Here is a 2,033-nt window from a genome sequence, read left to right on the forward strand (position 1 = left end):
GTGGTTCAGCTCGGTACGGGCCAGCCGCCGAGGAAGGTGCCCTCCAGGGCGTTGTAGCCGTGCACCCCGCCGCCGCCGAACCCGGCGACCTCGCCCGCCGCGTACAGCCCCTCGACCGGGGCGCCGTCGGTACCGAGGGCCCGGGAGTCCAGGTCGGTCTGGATGCCGCCGAGGGTCTTGCGGGTCAGCACGTGCAGCCGGACGCCGATGAGGGGGCCCGCGGCGGGATCGAGGATGCGGTGCGGGGCGGCGACCCGGCCGAGCCGGTCGCCGATGTAGCGGCGGGCGTTGCGGATGCCCTGGACCTGGGCGTCCTTGCTGTACGGGTTGGCGATCTGCGCGTCCCGGGCCTCGATCTGGCGGCGCACCCCGGCGGCGTCCAGCAGGGGCTCGCCGGTGAGGGCGTTCATCTTCTCCACGAGCCCTTCCAGGGTGTCCGCGGTGACGAAGTCCTCGCCCTTGTCCAGGAAGGCGCGCACGGGCGCCGGGGCGCCCTTGCCGAGCAGCCGGTCGCGCAGCACGGCCTTGCGGTCCTTGGCGGTGATGTCGGGGTTCTGCTCGGAGCCGGAGAGCGCGAACTCCTTCTCGATGATCTTCCGGGTGAGGACGAACCAGGAGTGGTCGTGGCCGGCGATGTCCTCGGTGGTGCGCAGGTACTCGAGGGTGCCGAGCGTGTCGTAGCCGGGCAGGCAGGGGTCGGGCAGGCGGCGGCCGAGGGCGTCGAGCCAGATGGACGACGGTCCGGGCAGGATGCGGATGCCGTGGCCGGGCCAGATCGGGTCCCAGTTGTGCAGGCCCTCGGTGTAGTGCCACATGCGGTCGCGGTTGACGAGCCGTACGCCGGCCTCGGCACTGATGTCGAGCATGCGGCCGTCGACGTAGGCGGGGACACCGGTGACCATGCGGGCGGGGGGCGTGCCGAGCCGCTCGGGCCAGTACCGGCGGACGATGTCGTGGTCGGCGCCGATGCCTCCGGTGGTCAGGACGACGGCCTGGGCGGTCAGTTCGAAGTCGCCGGCGCGGTCGCGGCCGGAGGCGACGCCGCGCGGGGAGTCGTCGGGCGTGAGGACGGTGCCGCGCACCCCGCGTGCCGTGCCGCCCGCCACGATCAGTTCGTCCACCCGGTGGCGGTGGTGGAAGGTCAGCAGTCCGTCGCGGGCGGCCTGCCGGGCGGAGCGGACGAAGGGTTCGACCACGCCGGTGCCGGTGCCCCAGGCGATGTGGAAGCGGGGCACGGAGTTGCCGTGCCCGTCGGCCCGCAGGTCGCCGCGCTCGGCCCAGCCGACGGTGGGCAGCAGTTCGATGCCGTGCCCGGCGAGCCAGGACCGCTTCTCCCCCGCCGCCCACTCGACGTACGCGCGGGCCCAGCGCACCGCCCAGGAGTCCTCGTCGGCGAGCCGGTCGAAGCGCGCGCTGCCCTGCCAGTCGCTCCAGGCCAGGCCGAAGGAGTCCTTGATGCCGAGGCGGCGCTGCTCGGGCGAGTCGACGAGGAAGAGCCCGCCGAAGGACCAGAACGCCTGGCCGCCGAGGTTGGCGGCGTTCTCCTGGTCGACCAGGGCCACCCGGCGGCCCCGGCTGGTGAGTTCGTGCGCGGCGACGAGCCCGGCGAGGCCCGCTCCGACGACGATGACGTCCGCGTCCATGGTGTGTGTCCTTTCCTCGGGGGTGCTCTCCGGGGGGCTCTGGGGCACTGCGCGGCGGGCCTGGGTAACCCGGGGGCCGCGGCCCCGGGAGTCTCGGCGGGCCTCGGGGTGGATCGAGTGGCCCGGGTGGCTCGGCCCGGGGCTCGGGAGCGCTGTTCGGCCGGCCCGGGCTGCTCGTCGGAAGCGATCCTCGGCGGGCCCCGGGGTGCTCGTCGGCGGGCTCGTTCCGGCGTTAGGACGGGACGCGGCTGCCGTCCGTCAGCAGCGCGGTGAGCAGCCGTGCCAGCCAGGCCCGGGCCGCCTCGACGTCTCGGTCCAGCAGCAGCTGGGCCGCGCTCCCTCGGGTGGTGACGCCACGGTGACGGGCTTGCCCACATCCGTCAGGTTCAT

At 74.4% G+C, this 2,033-nt stretch carries 1 protein-coding gene; it reads right to left on the bottom strand.

The genetic code is table 11. The annotated features are described in order from the left end of the window. Nucleotides 1-5 precede the first annotated feature (5 nt). Nucleotides 6-1,643 (bottom strand): FAD-binding dehydrogenase, encoded by a 1,638-nt coding sequence (locus tag H5J33_RS32875; RefSeq protein WP_181798366.1) that lies wholly within the window; start codon nucleotides 1,641-1,643, stop codon nucleotides 6-8. Nucleotides 1,644-2,033: the final 390 nt, after the last annotated feature.

The sequence above is a fragment of the Streptomyces sp. WELS2 genome (genome assembly GCF_013870595.1).
GTDB lineage: Bacteria > Actinomycetota > Actinomycetes > Streptomycetales > Streptomycetaceae > Streptomyces.